Origin of the sequence: Streptomyces sp. NPDC049687 (assembly GCF_044465285.1) — a bacterium.
GTDB lineage: Bacteria > Actinomycetota > Actinomycetes > Streptomycetales > Streptomycetaceae > Streptomyces.
Genome location: NZ_JBITLN010000005.1, coordinates 467,840 through 494,351, shown reverse-complemented (window position 1 = coordinate 494,351; position 26,512 = coordinate 467,840). Strand labels below are relative to the sequence as shown.

The window sequence follows — 26,512 nt, the reverse complement described above, 5'->3', positions numbered from 1 at the left end:
ACGCGAACGGCACCAACGGCGCGGGCGGCGCCAAGGGCGTGAACGGTTCCGCGAACGGCGTGAACGGTTCCGCGAACGGGGCGAACCCCGAGAAGGACCTCTCCGCCTCCAACCTCCCCGGCCGGCGCGGGGAGGGTGGTGAGGAGGTCCGCGTCCAGCGCGGCATGTTCGGCGCCAACAACGGCGGCGACACCTCCGGCTACGGCGGCCTGGTCCGCTCCGTCCGCCTGCCGGGCCCGGCGGCCCGGCCCTACGGCGGCTGGTTCGACGAGGTCGCCGACGAACTGGAAGGCGCGCTGGAGGAGCAGGGTCTCCTCCCGGAGAACGCGATCGAGAAGACGGTCGTCGACCGCGGCGAACTCACCTTCCACATCGAGCGCGCCCACCTGCCCCGCGTCGCCCGCACCCTGCGCGACGACCCGGCCCTGCGCTTCGAGCTCTGCATGGGCGTGAGCGGAGTCCACTTCCCGAACGACAAGGGCCGCGAACTGCACGCCGTCTACCACCTGCGCTCGATCACCCACAACCGGCAGATCCGCCTCGAGGTCAGCGCCCCGGACGCCGAGCCGCACATCCCGTCCCTGGTCGCGGTGTATCCGACCAACGACTGGCACGAGCGCGAGACCTACGACTTCTTCGGGATCGTCTTCGACGGTCACCCGGCCCTGACGCGGATCATGATGCCGGACGACTGGCAGGGCCATCCGCAGCGCAAGGACTATCCCCTCGGCGGCATCCCCGTCGAGTACAAGGGCGCCCAGATCCCGGCTCCGGACCAGCGGAGGTCGTACTCGTGAGCAACACGCAGTCAGCAGCCGCAGCCGCTTCGGCGCGCGAGACCACCGAGGGCACCGTATACACGGTCACCGGTGGCGACTGGGACGAGGTCGTCCAGTCCGCGGCCCGCGCCGACGACGAGCGCATCGTCGTCAACATGGGCCCTCAGCACCCCTCCACCCACGGAGTGCTGCGCCTCATCCTGGAGATCGAGGGCGAGACGGTCACCGAGGCCCGCTGCGGCATCGGCTACCTCCACACCGGCATCGAGAAGAACCTCGAGTTCCGCACGTGGACCCAGGGCACCACGTTCGTGACGCGCATGGATTACCTGACGTCCTTCTTCAACGAGACCGCCTACTGTCTCGCCGTCGAGAAGCTCCTCGGCATCGAGGACCAGATCCCCGAGCGAGCCAAGATCATCCGGGTGCTCCTGATGGAGCTGAACCGGATGTCCTCCCACCTGGTGTGCATCGCCACCGGCGGCATGGAGCTCGGCGCCACCACGATCATGATCTACGGTTTCCGCGACCGGGAGATGATCCTCGACATCTACGAGCTCATCACGGGCCTCAGGATGAACCACGCGTACATCCGTCCCGGCGGACTCGCCCAGGACCTGCCGCCCGGCGCGGTGGACCAGATCCGCGAGTTCGTCAAGAAGATGAAGAAGAACCTCCCCGAGTACGACAAGCTCGCCACCGGGAACCCCATCTTCAAGGCCCGTATGCAGGACATCGGCTACCTCGACCTGGCCGGCTGCATGGCCCTCGGCGCCACCGGCCCGATCCTGCGCTCCACCGGCCTCCCGCACGACCTGCGCAAGGCCCAGCCGTACTGCGACTACGAGACGTACGACTTCGACGTCCCGACCGCCGACTCCTGCGACGCCTACGGCCGCTTCCTCGTCCGCCTGGAGGAGATGCGCCAGTCGCTGAGGATCGTCGAGCAGTGCCTGGACCGGCTGCAGCCCGGGCCGGTGATGGTCGGCGACAAGAAGATCGCCTGGCCGGCCCAGCTCGCCCTGGGCCCGGACGGCCTCGGCAACTCCCTCGACCACATCAAGAAGATCATGGGCACCTCCATGGAGGCCCTGATCCACCACTTCAAGCTGGTCACCGAGGGCTTCCGCGTCCCGCCGGGACAGGCGTACGCGGCGGTCGAGTCACCCAAGGGCGAACTCGGGGTGCACGCCGTTTCCGACGGAGGCACCCGACCCTACCGGGTCCACTTCCGGGACCCGTCCTTCACCAACCTGCAGGCCATGGCGGCGATGTGCGAGGGCGGCCAGGTCGCCGACGTCATCGTCGCCGTCGCGTCCATCGACCCCGTGATGGGAGGCGTCGACCGGTGACCACCTCATCTTCCGAGCGGGGCGTCAGCCTGGGCATGCCCGAACTGCCCGCGCCCGCCTACCCGGACGACGTCCGGACCCGGCTGGAGGCGGACGCGCGCGAGATCATCGCCCGCTACCCCGACTCCCGGTCCGCGCTCCTGCCGTTGCTGCATCTCGTGCAGTCGGAGGAGGGACACGTCACGCGCACCGGGATGCGGTTCTGCGCGGACGTACTGGGCCTGACCACGGCCGAGGTCACCGCGGTCGCCACCTTCTACACCATGTACCGCCGCCGGCCGAGCGGTGACTACCAGGTGGGCGTCTGCACCAACACCCTCTGCGCGGTGATGGGCGGTGACGCGATCTTCGAGTCGCTGCAGGAGTACCTCGGCGTCGGCAACGGCGAGACCACCGACGACGGAAAGATCACCCTGGAGCACATCGAGTGCAACGCGGCCTGCGACTTCGCGCCGGTCGTGATGGTCAACTGGGAGTTCTTCGACAACCAGACCGTGCGCAGCGCGAAGCGCCTGGTGGACGACCTGAGGACCGGACGCCCGGTGTCGCCCACGCGCGGGGCGCCGCTGTGCACCTTCAAGGAGACCGCCCGGATCCTGGCGGGCTTCCCCGACGGGCGGGACGGCGCCGTCGAGGCGAGCGGCAGCGCGGGACCGGCGTCCCTCGTCGGCCTCCGCCTGGCCAGGGGAGAGACCGCACCCGCTCGCGTGGTCCACCCGCGCGACGGCAGGCCGCACGACGAACCGCAGGACAGGGCGCCGAGCGACGCGACACCGCACGAGCCGTCGCCGGCCGAGCACCTCAGTTCCCATGACGCGCCGCAGGACACATCGGCCTCCGACCCGGCCCACCCGGCCGGGCCCGCCGCCGAGGAGGGGGAGTGATGACCTTGGCACCCGAGCTGAAAGGCAACAGCCCCGAGAAGCTGCTCGCACCCGTGCTGTCGGCCTTCTGGGACGAGGAGAGGTCCTGGTCGCTGGACGTCTACCGAAGGCACGAGGGGTACGAGGGACTCCGCAAGGCGCTCGCCATGTCCCCGGACGAAGTGATCGCGTACGTCAAGGACTCCGGTCTGCGCGGGCGCGGCGGCGCGGGATTCCCGACGGGAATGAAATGGCAGTTCATTCCCCAAGGTGATGGAAAGCCGCACTATCTAGTTGTCAACGCCGACGAATCGGAGCCGGGTACCTGCAAGGACATCCCGCTCCTCTTCGCGAACCCGCACAGCCTCATCGAGGGCATTGTGATCGCGTGTTATGCCATCAGGTCGTCGCATGCCTTCATCTATCTGCGTGGTGAAGTGGTCCCCGTTCTGCGGCGGTTGCACGAGGCCGTGCGCGAGGCCTACGCGGCGGGCTACCTCGGCGAGAACGTCCTGGGCAGCGGACTGGACCTCGAACTCACCGTGCACGCCGGCGCCGGCGCGTACATCTGCGGTGAGGAGACCGCGCTGCTGGACTCGCTCGAAGGCCGCCGTGGTCAACCGCGGCTGCGTCCCCCTTTCCCTGCTGTCGCAGGCCTCTACGCCTGCCCGACTGTGGTGAATAACGTCGAGTCGATCGCGTCAGTTCCCGCGATCCTGAAAAACGGGAAAGAATGGTTCAGGTCGATGGGCAGCGAGAAGTCCCCGGGCTTCACGCTCTACTCGCTCAGCGGCCATGTCGCCGGCCCCGGCCAGTACGAGGCCCCGCTCGGCATCACCCTCCGTCAGCTCCTCGAGATGAGCGGCGGCATGCGACCGGGCCACCGCCTCAAGTTCTGGACGCCGGGCGGCTCCTCGACCCCGATGTTCACCGACGAGCACCTCGACGTCCCTCTTGACTACGAAGGAGTGGGCGCCGCGGGTTCCATGCTCGGCACGAAAGCTCTCCAGTGCTTCGACGAGACGACCTGTGTCGTACGCGCCGTCACCCGCTGGACCGAGTTCTACGCCCACGAGTCCTGCGGCAAGTGCACACCCTGCCGCGAAGGGACGTACTGGCTCGTACAGCTGCTGCGCGACATCGAGGCCGGCAAGGGGGCCATGTCCGACCTCGACAAGCTGAACGACATCGCCGACAACATCAACGGCAAGTCGTTCTGCGCCCTCGGCGACGGCGCCGCCTCGCCGATCTTCTCCTCGCTCAAGTACTTCCGCGAGGAGTACGAGGAGCACATCACCGGCCGGGGCTGCCCCTTCGACCCGGCGAAGTCGACGGCCTGGGCCGACCGCCCGGAGGTGAACGCATGACCGTGACCACCAGCGCTCCCGCGGGAGGGGGAGAGGCGGCGGTCCCGCCGGAGGATCTCGTGACGCTGACCATCGACGGCGCGGAGATCAGCGTGCCCAAGGGCACGCTGGTCATCCGGGCCGCCGAGCAGCTCGGCATCGAGATCCCCCGCTTCTGCGACCACCCCCTCCTCGACCCGGCCGGCGCCTGCCGCCAGTGCATCGTCGAGGTCGAGGGCCAGCGCAAGCCGATGGCGTCCTGCACGATCACGTGCACGGACGGGATGGTGGTGAAGACGCACCTCACCTCGCCGGCCGCCGAGAAGGCCCAGCACGGTGTGATGGAGCTGCTCCTCATCAACCACCCACTGGACTGCCCGGTCTGCGACAAGGGCGGCGAGTGCCCCCTGCAGAACCAGGCGATGTCGCACGGCAACGCGGAGTCCCGCTTCGAGGGCCGCAAACGGACGTACGAGAAGCCCGTCCCGATCTCCACACAGGTGCTGCTGGACCGTGAGCGGTGCGTGCTGTGCGCCCGCTGCACCCGGTTCTCCAACCAGGTCGCGGGCGACCCGATGATCGAGCTGATCGAGCGGGGCGCGCTGCAGCAGGTCGGCACCGGTGAGGGCGATCCGTTCGAGTCGTACTTCTCCGGCAACACCATCCAGATCTGCCCGGTCGGCGCGCTGACCTCGGCGGCGTACCGATTCCGCTCCCGCCCCTTCGACCTGGTCTCCTCCCCTTCGGTGTGCGAGCACTGCTCCGGCGGCTGCGCCACCCGCACCGACCACCGGCGCGGCAAGGTCATGCGACGCCTGGCGGCCAACGACCCCGAGGTCAACGAGGAGTGGATCTGCGACAAGGGGCGGTTCGCGTTCCGGTACGCGCAGCAGCGCGACCGGCTCGAGACGCCCCTGGTGCGCAACGCGGAGGGCGACCTGGAACCCGCGTCCTGGCCGGAGGCGTTGCAGATCGCCGCACAGGGCCTGCTGGCCTCGCGCGGCCGGACCGGCGTCCTGACCGGCGGCAGGCTCACCATCGAGGACGCGTACGCCTACAGCAAGTTCGCGCGCGTGGCGCTCGACACCAACGACATCGACTTCCGCGCGCGCCCGCACAGCGGCGAGGAGGCCGACTTCCTGGCGGCCCGGGTGGCCGGCCGCGGCCGTGACCTCGACGGTACGGGCGTCACGTACACCTCTCTGGAGAAGGCGCCCGCCGTCCTGCTGGTCGGCTTCGAGTCCGAGGAGGAGGCGCCGGGCGTCTTCCTGAGGCTGCGCAAGGCCTGGCGCAAGCGCGGACAGAAGGTGTTCTCGCTGGCCACGCACGCCACCCGCGGTCTGGAGAAGGCGGGCGGCACGCTGTTGCCCGCCGCTCCCGGCACCGAGACCGAGTGGCTGGACGCGCTCGCCGGCGGAGTCGGCCTGGACGAGGCGGGCGGCAGGGCCGCCGAGGCGCTGCGCACCGAGGGCGCGGTGATCGTCGTAGGAGAGCGGCTGGCGGGTGTGGCCGGAGGCCTCACCGCGGCCGCACGGGCCGCCAACGCCACCGGGGCCTCGCTGGTGTGGATTCCGCGCCGGGCGGGGGAGCGGGGCGCGATCGAGGTGGGCGCGCTGCCGTCGCTGCTGCCGGGCGGGCGCCCGGCCACCGACCCGCGCGCGCGGGAGGAGGTCGCCGCCGCCTGGGGGGTCGCCGAACTCCCACACCGCTACGGCCGGGACGCCGGACAGATCGTCGAGGCCGCCGCGGCCGGCGAACTGCAGGCGCTGCTCGTCGCGGGCGTGGAGGTCGCCGACCTGCCCGACCCGGCACGCGCGCGTGAGGCGCTGGCCGAGGCCGGCTTCGTGGTCTCTCTGGAGCTGCGGCCCAGCGAGGTCACGCGGCTCGCGGACGTCGTCCTGCCCGTCGCTGCGGTCGCCGAGAAAGCGGGAGCCTTCCTGAACTGGGAAGGCCGGGTCCGCTTCTTCGAGGCCGCGCTCAAGCCCGACCAGATGACCCGAGGCCTCGCGCCGTCCGACGCGCGCGTGCTGCAGATGGTCGCCGACGCCATGGACATCCATCTGGGCCTGCCGGACCTGCGCACCGTCCGCGCGGAGCTGGACCGGCTTGGTGCCTGGGACGGCCCGCGGGGCACCGAACCCCGGGAGACGCCGGGCGTGCTGCCGAGGCCTGCCGCAGGGGAGGCCGTGCTCGCCGGGCACCGGCTCTTGCTCGACCAGGGCGTCCTGCAGGAGGGCGACGAGGCGCTCGCCGGGACACGGCACGCGGCACGCGCGCGCCTGTCGGCGGCCACCGCCGCCGAAGCGGGCGTCGAGGACGGCGAGGTCCTCGCCGTGACCGGCGCCCGGGGAGTGGTCGAACTGCCGCTCCAGATCACCGAGATGCCCGACCGGGTGGTCTGGCTCCCGCTGAACTCCACCGGCGGGGGCGTCGCCTCCGACTCCGGGGCCACGCCCGGCTCCCTCGTCCGCATCGGCCCGCCGACGGCCGCCGCCGAAGCCCCCAAGGAGGTGGAGGCATGAGCCCGTACCTCGCCGCTGAAGACCTCTCGATGTTCGGCCGCGACCCCTGGTGGCTGGTCCTCGTCAAGGCGATCTTCTGCTTCGCCTTCCTGATGGTGACCGTGCTGTTCTCCATCGTCTGGGAGCGCAAGGTCGTCGCCTGGATGCAGTTGCGCATCGGCCCCAACCGGCACGGCCCCTGGGGCATGCTCCAGTCGCTCGCCGACGGCATCAAGCTGATGCTGAAGGAAGACGTCATCGTCAAACGCGCCGACAAGGTGGTGTACGTTCTCGCGCCGATCGTCGCGGCCGTCCCCGCCTTCATGGCGATCGCGGTGATCCCCTTCGGCCCGGCCGACAACGAGATCTCCATCTTCGGCACCCGCACCACGATGCAGCTCACCGACCTGCCGATCGCGATGCTCTACATCCTCGCGGTCGCCTCGGTCGGCATCTACGGCATCGTCCTCGCGGGCTGGAGTTCCGGATCCACGTATCCGCTGCTGGGCGGCCTGCGCTCGTGCGCGCAGATGATCTCCTACGAGATCGCCATGGGCGCCGCGTTCGCCTCGGTGTTCCTCTACTCGGGATCGATGTCGACGTCGACGATCGTCGAGCAGCAGCAGGACCGCTGGTACATCCTCCTGCTGCCGGTCTCCTTCATCCTCTACATCGTCACGATGGTCGGCGAGACCAACCGCGCCCCCTTCGACATGCCGGAGTCCGAGGGCGACCTGGTCGGCGGCTTCAACACCGAGTACTCGTCGATCAAGTTCGCGATGTTCATGCTCGCCGAGTACGTCAACATGGTGACCGTCTCGGCCGTGTCGACCACGCTCTTCCTGGGCGGCTGGCGGGCACCCTGGCCGATCAGCGCCTTCTGGGAGGGCGCGAACCACGGCTGGTGGCCGCTGCTCTGGTTCGTCGTCAAGGTCCAGCTGCTGTTGTTCTTCTTCATCTGGCTGCGCGGCACGCTCCCCCGCGTCCGCTACGACCAGCTGATGAAGCTCGGCTGGAAGGTCCTGATCCCGGTGTCGGTGACCTGGCTGATGCTCGTCGCGACCGTACGGACCCTGCGCAACGAGAACTACGACTTCGCAGACATCGCCCTCTACGTCGGCGGCGGTGTCCTGGTCCTGCTGCTGCTCTCCTTCGTCGCGGACATGTTCCGCAGCGGCGCGAAGGAGGCGCAGGCCCCCGCCGAGCCCGCCGGGTTCGACCCGATGGCGGGTGGATTCCCCGTACCACCGCTGCCGGGACAGGAGCTTCCGCCGGTCCCCAGGCGCCGTGTGCACCGGGAGCGGGAGCTGATTGTCAGTGGCGGGTCGGGCACTGTCAGTGACGGATCGCAGGATGGAAAGGAGGCGTCCGATGGATGAGGAGCCCAAGGAGACCAAGCCCGGTTTCCAGAACCCCGTGGCCGGCTTCGGCGTGACCTTCAAGGCCATGTTCAAGAAGCGGCTGACCGAGCAGTACCCGGAACAGAAGAAGACCACGGCCCCGCGGTTCCACGGACGGCACCAGCTCAACCGCCATCCGGACGGCCTGGAGAAGTGCGTCGGCTGCGAGCTGTGCGCCTGGGCCTGCCCCGCCGACGCCATCTACGTCGAGGGCGCGGACAACACCGACGAGGAGCGCTACTCACCGGGCGAGCGGTACGGCCGCGTGTACCAGATCAACTACGCCCGCTGCATTCTGTGCGGCCTGTGCATCGAGGCGTGCCCCACGCGCGCGCTCACGATGACGAACGAGTTCGAGCTCGCCGACTCCAGCCGCGCCAACCTGATCTACACCAAGGAGCAGCTGCTGGCCGGCCTCGAGGACGGCATGGTCGACACCCCGCACGCGATCTACCCGGGGACGGACGAGCAGGACTACTACCGGGGCCTGGTCACCGAGGCCGCGCCCGGTACGGAGCGCCAGGTGGCCCTCTCCAAGGGTGAGGTCCCTCAGGAGGCCGCCTCCACCTTCGGTCCGGACGAGCCCGCCGCCGAGGAGGTGATCCGCCGATGACCGCCCAGCTCGCCGCCTACTCCACCTCCACCGGCGAGGCCTTCCAGTTCTGGGTGCTCGGCACGGTCGCCGTGATCGGCGCCCTGTGCACCGTCTTCATGAAGAGGGCCGTGCACAGTGCCCTGTGCCTCGCCGGCACCATGATCGTCCTGGCGGTGTTCTACCTCGCCAACGGCGCCTACTTCCTGGGCATCGTCCAGATCGTCGTCTACACCGGCGCGATCATGATGCTGTTCCTGTTCGTGGTGATGCTGGTCGGCGTCACCGCGGCGGACTCCCTGAAGGAGACCATCAAGGGCCAGCGCTGGCTGGCCCTGGTGTGCGGCCTCGGCTTCGGCATCCTGCTGATCGCCGGCATCGGCAACGCCTCCCTGACGGAGTTCGACGGTCTCTCCCAGGCGAACGCGAACGGCAACGTGGAGGGCCTCGCCGCCCTCATCTTCACCAAGTACGTCTTCGCCTTCGAAATCACCGGCGCCCTGCTGATCACGGCCGCCGTCGGCGCCATGGTGCTCACCCATCGCGAGCGCACCGAGCGCGCGAAGACCCAGCGCGAGCTGTCCGAACAGCGCGTCCGGGAAGGCAGGCACCTACCGCCCCTGCCCGCGCCCGGCGTGTACGCGCGGCACAACGCCGTGGACATCGCGGGCCTGCTGCCCGACGGCACCCCGTCGGAGCTCACCGTCAGCAGCACGCTGCGCGAGCGCGGTCAGATCCGCGACGTGTCCACCGAGGCGCTGAACGACCTCAAGGCGCTGGAACAGCGGGCCGAGGACCGCCTGGAGCGGGGCGCGACCGAGCCGCCGCACCTCAAGCCGAACTCTCGGCGGACCGAGGAGGCGTCGAAGTGAATCCCGTCAACTACCTCTACCTCGCCGCCCTGTTGTTCACGATCGGCGCGACGGGCGTGCTGATCAGGCGCAACGCGATCGTCGTGTTCATGTGCATCGAGCTGATGCTCAACGCCTGCAACCTCGCGTTCGTCGCCTTCTCCCGGATGCACGGCAATCTCGACGGCCAGATCATCGCCTTCTTCACGATGGTCGTCGCCGCCGCGGAGGTCGTGGTGGGACTCGCGATCATCGTGTCGCTGTTCCGTTCCCGCCACTCGGCCTCGGTCGACGACGCCAGCCTGATGAAGCTGTAAGGGGTCGGAAGAATCGTGGAGAACCTGATTGCGCTGCTGATCGCGGCGCCCCTGCTCGGAGCGGCCGTCCTTCTGGTCGGCGGCCGCCGGCTCGACGCCGTCGGCCACTGGATCGGCACGCTCCTCGCGGCCGTCTCCTTCGTGTTCGGCCTCGTCCTCTTCGGCGACCTGCTCAGCAGGAGCGCCGACGACCGGACGCTGACGCAGCATCTGTTCAGCTGGATCCCGGTCGAGGGCTTCCAGGCGGACGTCGCCTTCCGCCTCGACCAGCTGTCGATGACGTTCGTGCTGCTGATCACGGGCGTCGGCTCGCTGATCCACCTGTACTCGGTCGGGTACATGGAGCACGACGAGCGGCGCCGCCGCTTCTTCGGCTACCTCAACCTGTTCCTCGCGGCGATGCTGCTGCTCGTCCTCGCCGACAACTACCTGCTGTTGTACGTCGGCTGGGAGGGCGTCGGTCTCGCCTCCTACCTGCTGATCGGCTTCTGGCAGCACAAGCCCAGCGCGGCCACCGCGGCGAAGAAGGCCTTCCTGGTCAACCGCGTCGGCGACATGGGCCTGTCGATCGCCATCATGCTGATGTTCACCACCTTCGGGACCTTCGCCTTCGGCCCACTGCTCGGCACGCACGAGGAGGCGGGGCTCGCGGGTGACGCGACCGAGGGCAAGCTCACCGCGATCGCCCTGATGCTGCTGCTCGCCGCCTGCGGCAAGTCCGCCCAGGTGCCCCTGCAGTCCTGGCTCGGGGACGCCATGGAGGGCCCGACCCCGGTCTCCGCCCTCATCCACGCGGCGACCATGGTGACCGCCGGCGTCTACCTGATCGTCCGCTCCGCGGCGATCTTCAACGGCGCGCCCGACGCACAGCTCGTCGTCACGGTCGTCGGAGCCGTCACGCTCCTCTTCGGTGCGATCGTCGGTTGTGCCAAGGACGACATCAAGAAGGCACTGGCCGGCTCGACGATGTCGCAGATCGGCTACATGGTGCTGGCCGCGGGCCTCGGCCCCATCGGCTATGTCTTCGCGATCATGCACCTGGTGACACACGGCTTCTTCAAGGCCGGACTGTTCCTCGGTGCCGGCTCGGTCATGCACGGCATGAACGACGAGGTCGACATGCGCAAGTACGGCGGTCTGCGCAAGTACATGCCGATCACCTTCATCACCTTCGGCCTCGGCTACCTCGCCATCATCGGCTTCCCCGGTCTGTCCGGCTTCTTCTCCAAGGACAAGATCATCGAGGCGGCGTTCGCCAAGGGCGGCACCGAGGGCTGGATCCTCGGCGGGTGCGCCCTGCTGGGCGCGGCCATCACCGCCTACTACATGACGCGCGTGATGCTGATGACGTTCTTCGGGGAGGAGCGCTGGAAGAACCAACCCACCCGCTCCCCGGAGGCGCCGAGCGCGGAGCCCGCCGCCGAACACCACGGCGAGCACGCCGAACCGCACCCGCACGAGTCGCCCAAGGTCATGACGATCCCCATGATCGTGCTGGCTTTCGGGTCGGTCTTCGCGGGTGGGTTCTTCAGCATCGGCGACCGCTTCCTGCACTGGCTGGAGCCGGTCACCGGCCACAGTGAGGGCGACTCCCCGCTCAGCGTGGCGGCGGTCACCGGGGCGACCATGGTCTGCCTGGTCATCGGCGTCGGCATCGCCTACGCCCAGTACGGTCGCCGCCCGGTCCCGGTCGTCGCCCCGCGCGGGTCGCTGCTCACCCGGGCCGCCCGCCGCGACCTGCTCCAGGACGACTTCAACCACGTCGTCCTGGTACGCGGCGGCGAGCACCTCACACGCTCACTGGTGTACGTCGACCACACCCTGGTCGACGGTGTCGTCAACGGCACGGCGGCCTCGGTCGGCGGCCTCTCCGGACGGCTGCGCCGACTGCAGAACGGCTTCGCGCGGTCGTACGCGGTCTCGATGTTCGGCGGTGCGGCGCTTCTCATCGCCGCGACCCTGCTGATGAGGGCGGTCTGATACCGATGTCCTTTCCTCTGCTGACAGCGACGGCCGCGCTTCCGGCGATCGGGGCGGTGGCCACGGCCGCCGTCCCGGCCGCCCGGCGCAACGCCGCCAAGTCGCTGGCCCTGCTCGTCTCGCTCGGCACTCTCGCCCTCGCGATCACCATCCTGGTCCGCTTCGACCCGGACGGCAGCCGCTACCAGCTCACCGAGTCCCACGCCTGGATCAAGGACTTCGGGGTCCGCTACGAACTCGGCGTGGACGGCATCGCGGTCGCGCTCATCGCGCTGACCGCCCTGCTGATCCCGTTCATCATCCTGGCGGGCTGGCACGACGCCGACCCGCTGGAGACCGGCAGCCGCCGCTGGCGGCCGACCCAGGGCTTCTTCGCCCTGATCCTGGCCGTCGAGGCGATGGTGATCATCTCCTTCGAGGCCACCGACGTCTTCCTCTTCTACATCTTCTTCGAAGCCATGCTGATCCCGATGTACTTCCTCATCGGCGGCTTCGGGGACCGTGCCCACGAGCACGGCGAGGAGGCGGCGTCCACCCAGCGGTCGTACGCGGCCGTGAAGTTCCTGCTCTACAACCTGGTCGGCGGGCTGATCATGCTGGCCGCGGTGATCGGGCTGTACGTGGTCGCCGGGAGCTTCTCGCTCACGGAGATCGCCGAGGCCCGGGCCAACGGCTCGCTGGAGATGGCGACGAACACCGAACGCTGGCTGTTCCTCGGCTTCTTCTTCGCCTTCGCGGTGAAGGCGCCGCTGTGGCCGCTGCACACCTGGCTGCCCAACGCCATGGGGGAGGCAACCGCCCCGGTCGCCGTCCTCATCACGGCGGTCGTCGACAAGGTGGGCACCTTCGCGATGCTCCGCTTCTGCCTCCAGTTGTTCCCCGAGGCCAGCAAGTGGGCGACGCCCGCCATCCTCGTACTGGCGCTGATCAGCATCGTCTACGGGGCGCTGCTCGCCGTCGGCCAGCGCGACATCAAGCGACTGGTGGCGTACGCGTCGATCTCGCACTTCGGCTTCATCATCATGGGCATCTTCGCGATGACCAGCCAGGGCCAGTCCGGCGCGACGCTCTACATGGTCAACCACGGCATCTCGACGGCCGCCCTGATGCTGGTCGCCGGCTTCCTGATCTCCCGGCGCGGTTCGCGGCTCATCGCCGACTACGGCGGGGTGCAGAAGGTGGCCCCGGTGCTCGCCGGCACCTTCCTGATCGGCGGACTGGCGACGCTGTCGCTGCCCGGACTCGCGCCGTTCGTGAGCGAGTTCCTGGTCCTGGTCGGCACGTTCGCCCGCTACCCGGCGATCGGTGTCATCGCCACCTTCGGCATCGTGCTCGCCGCGCTCTACACCCTCGTCCTCTACCAGCGGACGATGACCGGCCCGGTGAAGCCCGAGGTCATCGCGATGCCCGATCTCCGCGCGCGTGAACTCGTGGTCGTCGCCCCGCTGATCGTGCTGCTGATCTTCCTGGGCGTCTACCCGAAGCCCGTCACGGACATCGTCAACCCGGCGGTCAAACAGACCCTGTCGGACGTACACAAGAAGGACCCCCGGCCCGAGGTGGAGGCGGCCAAGTGAGCGCATCAGCCGTCCACAGCCTGTGGACAACCGCGGCCGAACCGATCGCTGAGATCGACGCGCCGAAGATCGAATACGGGCAGTTGTCGCCCACCCTGATCGTCGTGGGCGCGGCGATCGTCGGAGTGCTCGTCGAGGCGTTCGTGCCACGCAAGCACCGCTACTACGCACAACTGTTCGTGTCCGTCGTAGCCCTGACCGCCGCCTTCGCCGCGGTCGTCGCCCTCGCGGCGGACGGGTACGGCACCACGAAGGCCCGCATCGCGGCGATGGGCGCGATCGCGGTCGACGGACCGGCCCTCTTCCTGCAGGGCACGATCCTGCTGGCCGCCCTCGTCGGCCTGTTCACCTTCGCCGAACGGCGTCTCGACCCCGAGGCACACGGCAACCGGGTCGACTCCTTCGCCGCCCAGGCGGCCTCGGTACCCGGCAGCGACAGCGAGAAAGCCGCGGTCAAGGCCGGTTTCGCCACCACCGAGGTCTTCCCGCTGCTGCTGTTCGCGGTCGCAGGCATGCTGGTCTTCCCCTCGGCCAACGACCTGCTGACCCTGTTCATCGCCCTGGAAGTCTTCTCGCTTCCGCTGTACCTGCTGTGCGCCCTGGCCCGCCGCAAGCGGCTCATGTCGCAGGAGGCCGCGGTCAAGTACTTCCTGCTCGGCGCGTTCGCCTCGGCCTTCACCCTCTTCGGTATCGCCCTGCTGTACGGGTACGCCGGCTCGGTGTCGTACGCGACGGTCTCGCAGGTCGTCGACGGCACCGTCAAGAACGTCGACCCGGCGCTCGCCGACACCATGGGCAACGACGCGCTGCTGCTCATCGGCGCCGCGATGATCGTCATGGGCCTGCTGTTCAAGGTCGGCGCGATCCCCTTCCACATGTGGACGCCGGACGTCTACCAGGGCGCGCCCACCCCGGTCACCGGCTTCATGGCCGCGGCGACCAAGGTGGCCGCCTTCGGCGCGCTGCTGCGCATCCTCTACGTCGTCCTGCCCGGCCTGCGCTGGGACTGGCGGCCGGTCATGTGGGGCGTCGCGATCGTCACCATGCTGGGCGGAGCGATCGTCGCGATCACCCAGACCGACATCAAGCGACTGCTGGCGTACTCGTCCATCGCGCACGCCGGATTCATCCTCGCGGGTGTCATCGCCACCACCCCCGACGGCGTCTCCTCCGTGCTCTTCTACCTGGCCGCGTACTCGTTCGTGACGATCGGCGCGTTCGCCGTGGTCACCCTCGTCCGGGACGCCGGCGGCGAGGCCACGCACCTGTCCAAGTGGGCGGGGCTCGGCCGGCGGTCGCCGCTGGTGGCGGCCGTGTTCGCGGTGTTCCTGCTGGCCTTCGCCGGCATCCCGCTGACCTCCGGGTTCGCCGGGAAGTTCGCCGTGTTCAAGGCGGCAGCCGAAGGCGGGGCCGCGCCGCTGGTCGTGGTCGGCGTGATCTCGTCGGCGATCGCCGCGTTCTTCTACATCCGGGTGATCGTGCTGATGTTCTTCAGCGAGCCGAGGCCCGAGGGCCCGACCGTCGCCGTCCCGTCACCGCTGACGATGGCGGCGATCGGCGTGGGCGTCGCGGTCACGCTGGTGCTCGGTGTGGCGCCGCAGTACTTCCTGGACCTGGCGAACCAGGCCGGGGTGTTCGTGCGCTGACCCGCGCTGCGGCGCCTGTGCGGTGGGCCCGGCTCCTGGGAGGGGGCCGGGCCCACTCGCACACTCATGGTCATGCGTTCGAGCCGACCGCGCCGTGACGCAAGGTCATCGGATCCAGCCTGTGGATAACTCCGGCGCTGTCAGTCCGGGCCCCTATCGTGGAGGCAGTGGTCGAGGGACGACGTACGGGGGACGAGGCGATGGGTGGGACGGGTGGGATCGGCGAGATGACAGGGATCACCGGGGTACCGGAGCGGATGGAGAGCGAGGCCCTGGCCGCGCTGCACCGGGTCTTCGGGTACGAGGCCTTCCGCGGCGAGCAGGAAGCGGTCATCGAGCATGTGGTGGCCGGCGGGGACGCGGTCGTCCTCATGCCGACCGGCGGCGGCAAGTCGCTCTGTTACCAGATCCCGGCGCTGGTCAGACCCGGTACGGGAGTGGTCGTCTCCCCGCTGATCGCGCTGATGCAGGACCAGGTGGACGCACTGCGGGCGCTCGGCGTGCGCGCCGGGTTCATGAACTCCACGCAGGACTTCGACGAGCGGCGGGTGGTCGAGGCCGAGTTCCTGGCGGGGGAGCTGGACCTGCTGTACCTGGCGCCGGAGCGGCTGCGCCTGGACTCCACACTGGACCTGCTCTCCCGCGGCAAGATCTCGGTCTTCGCGATCGACGAGGCGCACTGCGTGTCCCAGTGGGGCCACGACTTCCGCCCCGACTACCTGGCCCTCTCCCTGCTCGGCGAGCGCTGGCCGGACGTCCCGCGGATCGCCCTCACGGCGACGGCCACCCGCGCCACGCACCAGGAGATCACCCAGCGGCTGAACATGCCGGCCGCCCGGCACTTCGTGGCCAGCTTCGACCGGCCCAACATCCAGTACCGGATCGTGCCCAAGGCCGACCCCAAGAAGCAACTGCTGGGCTTCCTGCGCGAGGAGCACGCGGGCGACGCGGGCATCGTCTACTGCCTGTCGCGCAACTCCGTGGAGAAGACCGCCGAGTTCCTGTCGAAGAACGGCGTCGAGGCGGTCCCGTACCACGCGGGTCTGGACGCGGGCACCCGCGCGGCACACCAGTCCCGCTTCCTGCGGGAGGAGGGCCTGGTCGTCTGCGCGACCATCGCCTTCGGTATGGGCATCGACAAACCCGACGTCCGCTTCGTCGCCCACCTCGACCTGCCCAAGTCGATCGAGGGCTACTACCAGGAGACGGGCCGCGCGGGCCGTGACGGGCTCCCGTCCACGGCCTGGATGGCCTACGGCCTCAACGACGTCATACAGCAGCGCAAGCTCATCCAGTCCGGCGAGGGCGACGAGGCGTTCCGGCGGCGGGCCGGCGCCCACCTGGACTCGATGCTGGCGCTGTGCGAGACCGCCCAGTGCCGCCGCGGTCAGCTCCTCGCCTACTTCGGGCAGGAGCCGGACCCGGCGGGCTGCGGCAACTGCGACACCTGCCTCGCGCCGCCGGAGACCTGGGACGGCACGATCGCCGCCCAGAAGGTGCTGTCCACGGTGGTGCGGCTGCAGCGGGAGCGCGGGCAGAAGTTCGGCGCCGTGCAGATCGTCGACATCCTGCTGGGCAAGCGCACGGGCAAGGTCATCCAGTTCGACCACGACCAGCTGTCCGTGTTCGGCATCGGCGAGGAGCTCTCCGAGGGCGAATGGCGGGGAGTCGTACGGCAGTTGCTGGCACAGGGGCTCCTCGCGGTCGAGGGCGAGTACGGCACGCTGGTGCTGACCGAGGCCAGCGGGACGGTATTGCGCAGCGAGCGGGAGGTGCCGCTGCGCAAGGAGCCGAAGAAACCGGCGGCGGCGAAGGCGTCGGGCTCGGCCTCCTCTTCCTCCTCGGGCAGGGGCAAACCCAAGGCGGCCGCGGCCGAGCTGCCCGAGCAGCTGCTCCCCGCCTTCGAGGCCCTGCGCGCCTGGCGCGCCGAACAGGCCCGCGAGCAGGGCGTCCCGGCGTACGTCATCTTCCACGACGCCACCCTCAGGGAGATCGTCACCGCCTGGCCGACATCGGTCACACAGCTGGGCGGCATCAGCGGCGTCGGCGAGAAGAAGCTCGCGACCTACGGCGACGGTGTGATCGCGGTGCTGGCCGGACTGGGCGGGGCGTCCGATCCGGCTGCGGCGGCCGACGGAGAGCCGGGCGCCGGGAGAGCCGAGCCGGGCGACGACGACCACTGGCCCGAGATGGAGTCGGAGCCGGAGCCGGACGACTGGATATGAGCGGCTTTCATACGGGCAGCGTCACGACGCCCGTGCCGCGTACGCCCTGACGTCCGCGTCCGAGTCGGGCAACCACAATCTGGACCCGCGGCGGGGTCGGCGACCGGATAGAGCTGCGGCTCGGCCCGGCCGCCGAGACGTTGCGCGCCCTGCCCGCCGAACCACAGGACGGGCTCGGCGAGCGCGGCGATGAGCGCGTCACGCAGCGCCGGCTCGGGCGGGAGTGTCTCCACTCTCGTCGACGTGCGTGTAGGCGTTGCCGGTGTCGATGGCGGGGGAGTCCAGCGGACCCCATGTCCACGCAGAGCGTGCAGCCGTCGCTGCGCTTCGACTCGTCGACGGTCACGGGCACATAGGCCCGCTGTCACGCCAGTGCGTTGAGGCCCGGCGCGAACGCGATCAGCACAGGGAGCAGGGGCACCAGGCCGGCCACGGCCGTGGTCAGTGCCCGGTGCCTGCGGCCCAGCCGGGGCGGCGGCTCGAGGAGACGGTCGACGCGCTCGCCCAGGAGGCGGTGGCTGGAGGCACAGGACAGGACACCCCGGTGCTGGTTCAGCTCGATCAGCGCCAGGGCGGTGGTCAGGTGGCCGCAGCGGCGGGACGCGGTGTCGTCGGCGGCGAGTTCGACCAGGCGGTGGGTCTCGTCGCAGAAATGGGAGAAGAGCGGAATGCGGGGGAATCCGGTGGCAAGGGCGGTCGAGAGGTGCAGCAGCCAGTCGTGGTGGGCGTGGGCGTGGCCACGCTCATGGGTGAGGACGGCGTCCAGCTGGTGGGAGGTCAGGCGGTGCAGGGCGCCGGTGGTGACGATCAGCTGCGGCGGGTTGCCCGGCATCCACCAGGCGTCGGGATATTCGTCCTCCAGCACGAGCAGCGGGCCCCGTGCGGACGGCAGGCCGGCGGGCAGGTCGGGGGCGCGTTCGCGCAGCTGGGCGCGGGCCTGGCCGCGGCGTCGGCGGGCATCGACGAGTTCGCGGACCAACATCGCGCTGGTCCAGGCGGCGCCGCAGGCCAGCAGCAGGGTGAGGGCGGTCGCCCCGGGCGGGGCGGCGGAGAGGTCGTACGCCTCGGTCACCGCGGGCGGCGCGGGTGCGAAGACCTGGGCACGGACCGTGTGGAAGACGGCGGCGGCGCCGAGCACCAGTGCCGTCAGGCAGCACAGCAGGACCGTCGCGACCAGGCACTGCCACACCCACAGGGCGACCACCGGCTCCCGCTCGGGCCACTCGGCCCGGGTCAGCGCACGCGGGGCCGGCACGGCGGCCGTCAGGGCGACGACGCTCAGCAGCAGCAGGCAGACGGTCATGCCACGGGTTCCCGGATCCTGGTCGCAGGGGGCGCATCGGCGGCCGGAGGGGTCAGGGACGCGAACCGTCCGCCGCCGTCAGTATGACGGCGGCGGACGGGGAAGTCAGGGCTCTTGTCGGTCAGCTTCCCGGAACCACCCGTCCCCGCACTTCCCCGAGCCCCACCCGCAGACCGCCCGGACCGGGCGCCCACGCCGACAGGGTCACCTCGTCGCCGTCCTCCAGGTATGTGCGCTTGCCGTCGGGGAGTTCCAGGGGATCGCGGCCGTTCCAGCTCAGCTCGAGGAGGGAGCCGCGCTGGTGCTCGGCCGGGCCGCTGACCGTTCCCGAGCCGTAGAGGTCGCCGGTGCGCAGGGAGGCGCCGTTCACGGTCATGTGGGCGAGTTGCTGGGCGGCGGTCCAGTACATCGTGGAGAAGGGGGGCTCGGACACCACATGGCCGTTGATCGCGATCGAGATGCGCAGGTCGTAGCCGCCGGGTTCGCGGTCCACGTCGTCCAGATAGGGCAGCAGGGGATGGGTGCGCTGCGGCGGGGCAACGCGCGCCTCCTCCAGTGCCTCCAGCGGGGTGATCCAGGCCGACACCGAGGTGGCGAAGGACTTGCCGAGGAACGGGCCGAGGGGGACGTACTCCCAGGCCTGGATGTCCCGGGCGGACCAGTCGTTGAGCAGGCAGAGGCCGAACACATGGTCCCGGAAGGCATCCGCGTCCACCGGCTCTCCCATCGCCGACGGCACACCCACCACGAAGCCGACCTCGGCCTCGATGTCGAGGCGGACGGACGGACCGAACACCGGTGCGGGATCGGCGGGAGCCTTGCGCTGGCCCGAGGGGCGTGCGACGTCCGTGCCGGAGACGATCACCGTGCCCGACCGGCCGTGGTAACCGATCGGGAGGTGCTTCCAGTTCGGGGTGAGGGAGTCGGCCGCGTCGGGGCGGAAGATCTGTCCGACGTTCCGGGCGTGGTTCTCGGAGGCGTAGAAGTCGACGTAGTCCGCGACCTCGAAGGGAAGGTGCAGCGTCACGGACGACAGGGGGTGGAACAGCGGTTCGAGGGTGGCGCGGTGAGCGGCAGAGGTGACCCCTTCCGTCAAGGTGCGCCGGACCTCCGACCAGGTGGTGCGGCCCGCCGCCAGCAGCGGGTTGAGGGTCGGCCGGGCGAGCAGGGGGGCGTGCGGCGAGCCGAGCGCGCGGGCTGCCGCGCCCGCGTCCAGGACGTGCTCGCCGAGCCGGACGCCGACGGTCCGCTCCGCCGAGCCGGGGACGGAGAACACGCCGTACGGAAGGTTGTGCGGGCCGAAGGGATCGTCCTCGGGGATGTCGAAGGGGGGCATCGGGTACTGCCTCTCTTTCGTGCTCGCCATGTCGTGCTCGCAGGGGCTCCGCGGGTACGGGGAGCCGGGCCACACGTTACGGCCGACCTCGTGCGACAGGCATGGGGCGAGACTTCCCGAGCCGCCGCGTGGCAGCGCTCCGCATTCGCTTGCTCACCGGAAGTCGTCGCCCGGGTGGTCCGCAATCTTGACGGAGCGGTGCGAAAGGGGACACTCTGAGCGGGTGCCGGAAGGCCTCGGGGAGGGGGCGTTCCCATGGCACACCTGGGGGGCAGATGGCCATTGGGGAGGCCGGCCTCGGGTCGGCGCGGCGTGGTTCACGGCCGAAGCGGCTGGAAGAGACCATGCGCGGCAGACTCGGCCGGGAATGCTTGTACGTGCCGTCGTGCAGATTCGGGCTGTTCGTGGCCTTGCGCCACTGGTGTCCGCCCGGCGGCCGGGTGTTGATGTCGCCGGTCAACGACGACGTGATCTTCTTCGTGGTGCTCGCGGCCGGTCTCCGGCCGGTGCAGGCGCCGTTGAACCCGCTGGACGCGTCGATCGACGTCGACGCTGTGCCCGACGAGGTGTGGGGCTCGCTGTCCGCCGTGCTCACCACGAATCTGTACGGCAACCCGGACGACGCGCCGAGGCTGCGGGAGAAGTGCGACGCGCTGGGCATTCCGTTGTTCGAGGACGGGGCCCATGCGATCGGCAGCGAGGTCGGCGGGAGACCGGTCGGCGCCTGGGGGGACGCCTCCGTTTTCAGCCTTTCCAAGCATGTCGGTGCCAAGGCCGGGGGTTTCCTGTCCTTCGCCGACCCGGGGCTGCGCGACGCCCTGGAGAAGACCTGCGAGGACCTGCTGCTGCCGGGCCGGCCCACGGCGGAACTCGCCTACACGCTCCGGCCGTACGCGGAGGCGACCGTGCGCGGGCTGCGGCTGCGGCGGGCCGCCTGGGCCACCATGCGGCTGCTCGGGCTGATGGAGCGCGAGGAGATCCGGATGCCGCTGCGCCCGGAGGAACTGGCCGGGGCCGTGGACGCGGCGCCGGACCTCACCGCACACGACTCCTGGGTGCGGGTCGACATGCACGACTACCGGCTGCGGTCCGGTCCGCTGCGGCTGCGGCGCATCGGGCACAGGCTCGACCGCCTGGACGGGGTGCTGGCCGCCTGCCGGGCCGGTACCGAACTGCTGCTGTCGACGCCGTGGGCGAGACCGCACGGCAAGGCGGGACCGGTGCCTGTCCAGCCCCTCTTCCGGGTGCCCCTGTTCGTGGTCGACCGGGACGCCGCGCGGGCGGCGCTGGCGCGGCGGGGCATCGTCGTGGGGTACCTCTATGACCCGCCCCTGGACGACTACGCGGGGGACCGGTTCACCGACCCCTCGCCCGATCCGGCCGGGGCCCGCTGGTTCGCACGGCACGCGCTGCCCGTGGATCCGCTGCGGGCCCGGCAGGTCGTCGAGGCGCTCGACGACTTCAAGGTGCGGCCGGCCGAGGTACCGGGAGGGCTGGGACCGACCCGTGGCTGAGACGCAGGCCGAGACCCAGGTGCCCCAGCGCCAGGCGCCGCCCGCAGGGAAGGAGGCGGACTGTCCGGCGCCGGCCGACGGAAGCCGCGGCTCCGACTCCCTGTTCAAGAACGCCTACTTCCTGATGCTCAGCACCGGCGTCTCCGCGGTGCTGGGCCTGGGATTCTGGCTGGTGGCCGCCCGCTACTACTCGGAGGAGGCCGTCGGCCAGGGGTCCGCCGCGATCGCCGCGATGCGACTGCTCGCCAGCATCACGGCGACGACGATGATCGGCGCCGTCGTCCGCTTCGTGCCGCGCGCGGGACGGGCGACCGGGGCACTGGTGTGGCGGGCGTACGCGGCGAGTTCGGTGGTCGTCCTCATCGCCGCCTTCGTCTTCCTGCTCACGCTCGACCTGTGGGGGGCGTCGTACGCGCCGCTGGGCACGCCCGCCGCGGGGGCGGCGTTCGTCGTGGCGTGTGTGGCGTGGGCGCTGCTCACCCTGCAGGACGGGGTACTCACCGGCCTGCGCAGGTCCGGGTGGGTGCCGATCGGCAACGCGGTGTTCTCCATCGGCAAACTGATCCTGCTGGCCGTCTTCGCGACCGCGCTGCCGGTGCTCGGCATCTTCGTGTCCTGGGCCGTGGCGATCGCGTTCTCGACGCTGCCACTGGGCTGGCTGATCTTCCGCAGGCTGATCCCGCGTCAGGCCGCCGCCGACCGGGACCTGGAGCCGCCCCGGCTGCGCGAGATGGGCCGCTTCCTGGCGGGGGACTCGCTGGGCGCGCTGTTCAGCCTGGCGATGATCAACCTGTTGCCGGTGATGGTCGCGGTCCGCTTCAGCGCGGCGGAGAACGGCTACTTCTACGTGGCGTACACCGTCGGCGGCACGATGGAGTTCATGGCCATCAACATGGCCTCCTCCCTCACCGCCCACGCCTCGCACGACCCTCGTCAACTCGCCGACGGCGTACGCGGGGCGCTGCGCCGCATGATCCTGCTGCTGGTGCCGGTGGTGCTGGTGCTGGTGCTGTTCGCGCCGCAGATCCTCTTGCCGTTCAACGAGGACTACGCCGAGCACGGCACCACCGTGCTGCGGCTGCTGGCCGCCGGGGCGCTGCCCCGGGTCGTGGTCGAGCTGTACATCGGGGTGCTGCGGGTGCAGGGCCGCACCGGGGTGCTCGCCGCCCTCCAGGGCGCCATGTGCACGCTGGTGCTGGGCAGCGCGGCCATGCTGTTCGCGCCGGCCGGAATCGCGGGCGCGGGCTGGGCGGTGCTGCTCAGCATGACGCTGATCGCCGTGGTCTCGGTGGTCGGGCTGCGGGCCGCGCTGCGGGAGACCGAGGGGGCGCCCGCCGCTCCCGCCGACCTCGTGGCCGACTCGGCCGGCCGCGCCGTCCCGCCCGCCTACGGCACCCGCTGGGCCCGCCTCAACGCCACCGCCGGATACGGCACGAGCTGGGCGGCGCGCCGGGCCGCGTACGAACTCGGCACGTCCGACGAGGACACCGTCACGCTGTTCATAGGGCGTCCCGGCTACGAGCGCGAGGCACTGGAGGCCGACACCCTCGCGGTGATCGTCCGGCCCCACCGGCCGGGCACCCCCACGGGGGAGGCGGTCCGGGCGGCCGAACCCGCTCCGGCGTACGAGGGGGACGGGTTCTGGTCCGAGCGGTGGCAGCGGCGGCTGCGGGCGGCGGTGTGGAGCCTGCTCGGTGCGGCGGCGGTGGGTTTCGGGGCGGCGCTGCGGGAGTTGCCGTGGCCGGGCGGCGACACCACGGGTGCGCTCGCCGGGCCGCTCCGCGGGAAGGAGATGCTCCGTCTGCTGCCCGGGCCGGCGCTCGCCGCCGGAGGGGCGCTGCTCGTGCTGTTCGTCGCCGCGGTGACGCTGTGCGTACGGCGTGAGGCGTGGCTGCCCGGGACCGCGCTCGGCGCCGTCGCCCTCGCGTTGTCTTCCGTGCCGGTGGCGTTCGGGCGGGAACCGACGGCACTGGGCGGGACGTTCTATACGGAAACGGCCGGTTTCTTCGCGGAGACGCTGGGTCTGTCAGGGCCCGAGCCGCTGCTGCGCTGGGTGCCGCCCGTCTGCCAGTTGCTGTGTCTCGTACCGCTGTGGAAGCTGCTCGCCCGCCTGGGCGGCAGGCTTCCTTGGGCGGCACGCTGGGGGATCGTCTTCCTCGCCGCCGTGGGGGGCTGGGTGGGGCGCGAGGCGCTCGCTCCGATCGTGCCGCCCTTGCTGTTGCTGCTGTTCCTGCTCGTCCTGCTTCTGTCGCTCCACCGTGAAGAGCCGTCGGCGGAGCCCGGCCACGATCCGCACCACCCACCCGTGTCACACGAGCCGCCCGCGTCGACCCGGTCGCCCGGCCAGTCCGGTCCCTACCGGTCGCCGGGCCGGTCGGGTCCGTCCCGGTCGCCCGGCCGGTCCGGCCCGCTCGGCTCGTCCGTGACATCCGTGAGCGGCAGATCCGGGGCCCGAACCAGCGACTGATCACGCTCCAGAGCCGAACCGCCAGGGGGGAACCTGTCGTGCGTCCGCCAACCACTCCACGGGAGAGATCCGAACCGGAGCCCGTACCGGGCCGCCCGGGAGCCGACGTGACCACCGCGCCGGGCACGACCCCTGCGCCGGGTACGGCGCCCGCCTCCGACACGACGCTCGCGCTCGGCACGGGGTCGGCGTCCGGGCCGAGCCGCGGCACCACGATCACCCAGGAGTCGCACGGCTCGGCGGGGGACGAGTCCGTGACCGACCTCTCGGACCTGCCGCCCGCACGCCCCTGGCACAGCTCAACTGTGTGGCCGGCCGCCGCCCTGCTCACCGCGCTCGCCCTGTGGGGCTACGCGGTGACCCACACCGACGTCTCCGACCTCGACGACTTCGGCCTGGTCACCGCGGTGCACCCGGCCTTCTGGGCCGGTCTCGCGCTGCTCACCGCCGGCTTCTGGTTCATCCTGCGCGGTCCGCGCCGGCATCCCGTCTGGGCGCCGGCGTACGTGCTGGGGCTGCTGGTGATGGAGCGGGCCACGCAGGCCGTGATCTATCCGACCCCGCTGTACGCGTGGGCGTGGAAACACGACGCGGTCATCGACCACCTGCTGACGGCGGGCCGCCTGCAGAACGCGGACGTGCTCGGCGACATGGCCGTCTACGACCAGTGGCCCGGCTTCTTCGCCGCGCAGGCCACGCTGGTGAAGCTGTTCGGGGTGGACTCGGCCGCGCAGTTCATGGCCTGGTGGCCACTGGTCTCCAGCCTGATGCTGCTGCTCCCGCTGCTGCTGATCTACCGCACGTTCACCGAGGACCGGCGCCTGGTCTGGCTGGCGGTCTGGCTCTTCTACGTGGCCAACTGGGTGGGCCAGGACTACTTCTCGCCCCAGTCCGTCGCCTTCGCCCTGCACCTCGGAGTGCTCGCCGTCGTCCTGCGCCGATACGCCGGCGGCGGGCCGGCCGGCACCGAGCGGCAGGCGGTGTGGACCGTGCTGCTCACCGTGCTGGTGGGGGCCGTCGTCGTGACGCACCAGCTCACCCCGGGCATGCTGGTCGTGTCCCTGGCCGCGCTGTTCCTCACCCGCCGCTACCGCGACAAGGTGCCGCTGATCACCACCCTGGTGATCTTCCTGGCCTGGTGCCTCACCGCCGCACTGCCCTTCCTGTCCGCCACCATGCCCGACATGCTCCGCTCCATCGGCGACGTCGGGGGCAACGTCGCCACCGGGTACGGCGCCACCCCGACCGGTACCGGCGCGGTGACGACGTCCTGGGTGGCCCGGCTGCTGTCGGGCGGGGTGCTGCTGCTCGCGGCGGCCGGGGCGCTGCGCCAGCCGGTGCTGCGCCATCGCGCCCTGCCGCTGGGGCTGCTCGCCCTGGCCCCGCTGCCGATGTTCGCGGCGAGCAGCTACGGCAGCGAGATGATCTTCCGGGTGCTGATGTTCATGCTGCCCGGCGCCGCCTTCTTCGCCGCGGCGGCCCTGCTGCCCCAGGTGCGCACCCTGGCGGCCGTCGAGGCACACGGAGTGCGGCCCGTGCCCCGGCGGTACGTGTGGCTGCCGCTGCTCGCGCTCCTCGCCGGGACGCTCGCGTTCGTGCCGAGCTACTCCGGCAAGGACCGCATCAGCTACTTCCCGCCGGCCGAGGTGGACCTCGTCCGGCAGGTCTTCGACCAGGCGCCCGACGGCTCTCTCGTGGTCGCCGCCGACCGCAACTACCCGTTGGCGTACGCCGACTACTGGCGGGTGGACCACTACTGGTTCCTCGACGACGCGCGCCATCACGTCGATCTGATCGTGAGGAGCCCGGCGGCCACCCTCGCCCGGGACATGGCGTCGGTGGAGTCCCCGGGGCGGGCGTACCTGCTGTTCACACAGGGCCAGTTCGCCGACTCGGAGATGAACGGGCTGCTCACCGGGGCCCAGGTGGACGGCATAGAGAAGTCCGTCGCCGCCTCCCCGCTGTTCGAACGGGTGGCGGTCAACAGCGCGGGTTCCGCCTACGTGCTGAAGGAACCGAAGGAGGGGGGCCGATGACCCCGCGGGAGCTCATGGCGCGGATGCTGCCCCCGTTCGGCGGCTGGCTGGCCCTGACCACGCTCGCGTTGCCCGAGGGTTCCCTGCTGCGGGGCGCGGCGATGGCCGTCTTCCTCGCGGCCGGGCCGGGCGCGGCCCTGGTCAGAATCTGCGGGCCTGTGCTCGCCGCGCGTCCCGCCGAGGGACCCGTCGAGTGCCGGGACCCGGCCTTCGAGCGCCACTCCGACCGGCTGGAGCGGCTGATGCTGATCGTCTTTCTGAGCGTGGCCGCCGTCCTGCTCGCCGCGACGGTGTTCATCGCCACCCACGCCTTCAGCGCGCAGCGCGTCCTGCTGACTCTGACGCTGCTGACCACGATCGCCGCGTTCTGCCCGCGGCTGCGCGCCTCCCCGCCGAGGACTGGGAAGGGTACTGCTCTGTGAGGCTG

The 26,512-nt window shown here is 70.7% G+C and carries 19 protein-coding genes and 1 pseudogene; 17 read left to right on the top strand and 3 right to left on the bottom strand.

Annotated features, from left to right (window positions below):
• Positions 1 to 38 precede the first annotated feature (38 nt).
• From ACIBVL_RS19325 to recQ, 13 genes are all read left to right on the top strand, one after another.
• On the top strand, positions 39 to 797 hold the full coding sequence (locus tag ACIBVL_RS19325; RefSeq protein WP_399098450.1) for an NADH-quinone oxidoreductase subunit C: 759 nt from the start codon (positions 39 to 41) through the stop codon (positions 795 to 797).
• Positions 794 to 2,131: an NADH-quinone oxidoreductase subunit D gene (locus tag ACIBVL_RS19320; RefSeq protein WP_399098378.1), complete on the top strand. Its 1,338-nt coding sequence runs from the start codon at positions 794 to 796 to the stop codon at positions 2,129 to 2,131. The genes ACIBVL_RS19325 and ACIBVL_RS19320 overlap by 4 nt, the downstream gene beginning before the upstream one ends.
• Positions 2,128 to 3,015 carry an NADH-quinone oxidoreductase subunit NuoE gene (gene nuoE, locus ACIBVL_RS19315; protein ID WP_399098377.1) on the top strand — a complete coding sequence of 296 codons (888 nt, stop codon included), beginning with the start codon at positions 2,128 to 2,130 and terminating at the stop codon, positions 3,013 to 3,015. The genes ACIBVL_RS19320 and nuoE overlap by 4 nt, the downstream gene beginning before the upstream one ends.
• Positions 3,012 to 4,361, top strand: coding sequence for an NADH-quinone oxidoreductase subunit NuoF (gene nuoF, locus ACIBVL_RS19310; protein WP_399098376.1), 1,350 nt, complete (start codon positions 3,012 to 3,014; stop codon positions 4,359 to 4,361). Before nuoE ends, nuoF begins: the two co-directional genes overlap by 4 nt.
• Positions 4,358 to 6,862: an NADH-quinone oxidoreductase subunit G gene (locus ACIBVL_RS19305; protein ID WP_399098375.1), complete on the top strand. Its 2,505-nt coding sequence runs from the start codon at positions 4,358 to 4,360 to the stop codon at positions 6,860 to 6,862. The genes nuoF and ACIBVL_RS19305 overlap by 4 nt, the downstream gene beginning before the upstream one ends.
• On the top strand, positions 6,859 to 8,220 hold the full coding sequence (gene nuoH / locus ACIBVL_RS19300; RefSeq protein WP_399098374.1) for an NADH-quinone oxidoreductase subunit NuoH: 1,362 nt from the start codon (positions 6,859 to 6,861) through the stop codon (positions 8,218 to 8,220). Before ACIBVL_RS19305 ends, nuoH begins: the two co-directional genes overlap by 4 nt.
• Positions 8,213 to 8,854 (top strand): NADH-quinone oxidoreductase subunit NuoI, encoded by a 642-nt coding sequence (gene nuoI / locus ACIBVL_RS19295; protein ID WP_399098373.1) that lies wholly within the window; start codon positions 8,213 to 8,215, stop codon positions 8,852 to 8,854. The genes nuoH and nuoI overlap by 8 nt, the downstream gene beginning before the upstream one ends.
• The gene (locus ACIBVL_RS19290; RefSeq protein WP_399098372.1) at positions 8,851 to 9,705 is read left to right on the top strand and encodes an NADH-quinone oxidoreductase subunit J; all 855 of its coding nucleotides are present in this window, start codon (positions 8,851 to 8,853) and stop codon (positions 9,703 to 9,705) included. Before nuoI ends, ACIBVL_RS19290 begins: the two co-directional genes overlap by 4 nt.
• A complete protein-coding gene (nuoK, locus tag ACIBVL_RS19285) occupies positions 9,702 to 10,001 on the top strand; it encodes an NADH-quinone oxidoreductase subunit NuoK (protein ID WP_003974374.1) in 300 nt (99 codons plus the stop codon). The genes ACIBVL_RS19290 and nuoK overlap by 4 nt, the downstream gene beginning before the upstream one ends.
• Positions 10,002 to 10,016: 15 nt before the next feature.
• Positions 10,017 to 11,981 (top strand): NADH-quinone oxidoreductase subunit L, encoded by a 1,965-nt coding sequence (nuoL, locus tag ACIBVL_RS19280; RefSeq protein ID WP_399098370.1) that lies wholly within the window; start codon positions 10,017 to 10,019, stop codon positions 11,979 to 11,981.
• Between the two features lie 5 nt (positions 11,982 to 11,986).
• Positions 11,987 to 13,558 (top strand): NADH-quinone oxidoreductase subunit M, encoded by a 1,572-nt coding sequence (locus ACIBVL_RS19275; protein ID WP_399098369.1) that lies wholly within the window; start codon positions 11,987 to 11,989, stop codon positions 13,556 to 13,558.
• Positions 13,555 to 15,204, top strand: a complete 1,650-nt coding sequence (gene nuoN, locus ACIBVL_RS19270) for an NADH-quinone oxidoreductase subunit NuoN (RefSeq protein ID WP_399098368.1) — start codon at positions 13,555 to 13,557, stop codon at positions 15,202 to 15,204. Before ACIBVL_RS19275 ends, nuoN begins: the two co-directional genes overlap by 4 nt.
• A gap of 200 nt (positions 15,205 to 15,404) precedes the next feature.
• Positions 15,405 to 17,429: a DNA helicase RecQ gene (recQ, locus tag ACIBVL_RS19265; RefSeq protein WP_399098449.1), complete on the top strand. Its 2,025-nt coding sequence runs from the start codon at positions 15,405 to 15,407 to the stop codon at positions 17,427 to 17,429.
• Between the two features lie 234 nt (positions 17,430 to 17,663).
• Here the strand turns inward: recQ and ACIBVL_RS19260 are convergent.
• From ACIBVL_RS19260 to fahA, 3 genes and pseudogenes are all read right to left on the bottom strand, one after another.
• Positions 17,664 to 17,781: pseudogene (locus tag ACIBVL_RS19260) on the bottom strand (4Fe-4S ferredoxin); the annotation flags it as partial.
• Between the two features lie 12 nt (positions 17,782 to 17,793).
• Complete coding sequence (locus ACIBVL_RS19255) at positions 17,794 to 18,732, bottom strand: M56 family metallopeptidase (protein WP_399098367.1); 939 nt, start codon at positions 18,730 to 18,732, stop codon at positions 17,794 to 17,796.
• 121 nt (positions 18,733 to 18,853) lie between these two features.
• Positions 18,854 to 20,068 (bottom strand): fumarylacetoacetase, encoded by a 1,215-nt coding sequence (fahA, locus tag ACIBVL_RS19250; RefSeq protein WP_399098448.1) that lies wholly within the window; start codon positions 20,066 to 20,068, stop codon positions 18,854 to 18,856.
• 275 nt (positions 20,069 to 20,343) lie between these two features.
• On the opposite strand from fahA, the gene ACIBVL_RS19245 reads away from it, so the two are divergent.
• The 4 genes from ACIBVL_RS19245 to ACIBVL_RS19230 all read left to right on the top strand — a co-directional run bounded on the left by ACIBVL_RS19245 (position 20,344) and on the right by ACIBVL_RS19230 (position 26,507).
• Positions 20,344 to 21,582 carry a DegT/DnrJ/EryC1/StrS family aminotransferase gene (locus tag ACIBVL_RS19245; protein ID WP_399098366.1) on the top strand — a complete coding sequence of 413 codons (1,239 nt, stop codon included), beginning with the start codon at positions 20,344 to 20,346 and terminating at the stop codon, positions 21,580 to 21,582.
• Positions 21,575 to 24,049 (top strand): lipopolysaccharide biosynthesis protein, encoded by a 2,475-nt coding sequence (locus ACIBVL_RS19240; protein WP_399098365.1) that lies wholly within the window; start codon positions 21,575 to 21,577, stop codon positions 24,047 to 24,049. The genes ACIBVL_RS19245 and ACIBVL_RS19240 overlap by 8 nt, the downstream gene beginning before the upstream one ends.
• 254 nt (positions 24,050 to 24,303) lie before the next feature.
• Complete coding sequence (locus tag ACIBVL_RS19235) at positions 24,304 to 26,085, top strand: glycosyltransferase (protein WP_399098447.1); 1,782 nt, start codon at positions 24,304 to 24,306, stop codon at positions 26,083 to 26,085.
• Positions 26,082 to 26,507, top strand: a complete 426-nt coding sequence (locus ACIBVL_RS19230; RefSeq protein ID WP_399098364.1) for a hypothetical protein — start codon at positions 26,082 to 26,084, stop codon at positions 26,505 to 26,507. The genes ACIBVL_RS19235 and ACIBVL_RS19230 overlap by 4 nt, the downstream gene beginning before the upstream one ends.
• Positions 26,508 to 26,512 lie beyond the last annotated feature (5 nt).